Annotated in this window: 1 protein-coding gene and 1 pseudogene; both read right to left on the bottom strand. The window is 71.1% G+C overall.

Going from position 1 to position 2,011, the window contains the following annotated elements; genetic code table 11:
* Positions 1-1,892 (bottom strand): type I polyketide synthase (locus tag EAO76_RS44115; RefSeq protein WP_262376296.1); only part of this gene is annotated, 1,892 nt, incomplete at its 3' end.
* Between the two features lie 6 nt (positions 1,893-1,898).
* Positions 1,899-1,958, bottom strand: a pseudogene (locus EAO76_RS47900) (hypothetical protein); the annotation flags it as partial.
* Positions 1,959-2,011 lie beyond the last annotated feature (53 nt).

The following is a 2,011-nucleotide window of genomic DNA, read 5'->3' as shown; positions in this document are numbered from 1 at the left end:
CGGCGCCCCTGGGGGGTTTCCGCTCCGACGACGACCTGGAGGCGGAGGGGGGTGTCGTCGGTCAGGACGAGGGGTTCGAGGAGGGTGAGTTCCTCGACGGCAGTGGCGCCTATGTGGTGGGCTGCGGTGAGGGCGAGTTCGAGCAGTCCGGTGCCGGGGACGAGGACGGTCCCGAAGGCGGCGTGTTCGGCCAGCCAGGGCTGGTCGGTGAGGGAGAGCCGGCCGGTGAGCAGGTGGCCCTCGCCGTCGGCGAGGGCGAGGGCGGCGCCGAGCCAGGGGTGTCCGGAGGCGTCCAGGCCCACGGAGCGGACGTCGCCGGACGGCTTCGGGGCGTCCATCCAGTAGTGCTCGTGCTGGAAGGCGTAGGTGGGCAGATCGGCGAGTCGGCCGTCCGTGCAGCGCTCCCAGTCGATGGTGTGGCCCTGGACGTGGAGGAGGCCGAGGTTGCGCAGGAGCTGGGCGGTGGTGCCGTGGTCGCGGGCGAGGGAGCCCACGACGATCCCGCCCCGCTCCGCACTCCCGTCGGTCAGCGGCATGGACAGCACCGGGTGCGCGGAGATCTCGACGAAGACGGTGTGGCCGTCGTCGAGGAGCCTGTTCAGGGCGCGGTCGAAGCGGACGGGCTCGCGCAGGTTGCGACACCAGTACGTACCGTCCAGATCCGTGCCGTCGGAGACGTTGCCCGTGACGGTGGAGTAGAACGCGAGGTCGGCACGGTGCGGGGCCAGGTCCTCGAAACTCTTGGCGAGGGCGGGCAGGAGGGGGTCCATCTGGGCGTTGTGGGAGGCGTAGTCCACGTTGATCTTGCGGGCGTAGACCTCCTTCTCCTGGAGTTCGGCCACGATCCGTTCGATCGCGTCCGCCTCCCCGGAGATGATCGTGGACCCGGCGGTGTTGACCGCGGCGACGGACAACGCGTCGCCGTACGGGGCGAGGAACTCCTCCACCACCGCGACCGGGCGTTCGATCAGCGCCATGCCGCCCTGTCCGGCGCAGGCCAGGACGGCCTTGGAGCGCTGGGCGACGATCTGCGCGCCCTGCTCCAGGGTGAGAGCACCGCTCACCACCGCGGCGACCACCTCGCCCTGCGAGTGACCGACCACGGCCGTCGGTTCGACACCGAGGGACCGCCAGAGTGCGGACAGGGCCACACCCATCGCGAACAGCGCGGGCTGGACCACGTCCACCCGGTCGAACGGCGGATGATCACCCTCCTCACCCGCCAGAACCTCCCGCACCGACCAGCCCGTGAACGGCCGCAAGGCGGCGTCACACGCATCCACCGTCTGCGCGAACACCTCACTGGAGGACAGCAGTTCACGGCCCATGCCGACCCATTGCGAGCCCTGGCCGGGGTAGACGAAGACGACCTTCCCGCGGCGCTCGGCGCTGCCGGTGACGACCGCATCATGGGCCCGCCCCTCGGCCAGCGCCTCCAGGGCTTCGACCAGCCCGGCCGCATCCGACGCCACGACGCTGGCCCGGGACTCGAAGTGCGAACGATGACGGGCAGCGGTCACCGCCACATCCGCGAGCCGGACTTCTTCGCGTCCGGCCAGGTCCGACAGCCAGGACGCCCAGCGCCCCGCCTGCTCCCGCAACGCCGCCTCGTCACGACCCGACACCACCACCGGCACCGCACCGCCGGAAACCTCCGCCACCTCCGCCTCTTCGACGACCGGCGGCTCCTCCACGATCACATGCGCGTTCGTACCGCTCAGCCCGAACGACGACACACCCGCACGGCGTACCCGGTTCTCGTCGCGTTCCCAGGGGCGGGCGTTCTGGAGCAGTTGGAGGCCGCTGGTCCCCCAGTCGATCAGCGGGCTGGGCTCCTGGGCATGCAGGGTCCTGGGAAGGGTCTCGTTCTGGAGTGCGAGGACCATCTTCATCACACCGATGACACCCGCGGCGGCCTGKGCGTGCCCGATGTTCGACTTCGACGAGCCCAGCCACACCGGCCGGCCCGCCTCRCGCCCCGGACCGAACACCTCACCCAGAGCACCCGCCT

The sequence above is a fragment of the Streptomyces sp. sk2.1 genome (assembly GCF_008120935.1).
In the GTDB taxonomy this organism is placed as follows: domain Bacteria; phylum Actinomycetota; class Actinomycetes; order Streptomycetales; family Streptomycetaceae; genus Streptomyces.
The sequence above is the reverse complement of the archived record's forward strand: the minus strand, read 5'-3'. Positions and strand labels throughout refer to the sequence as shown.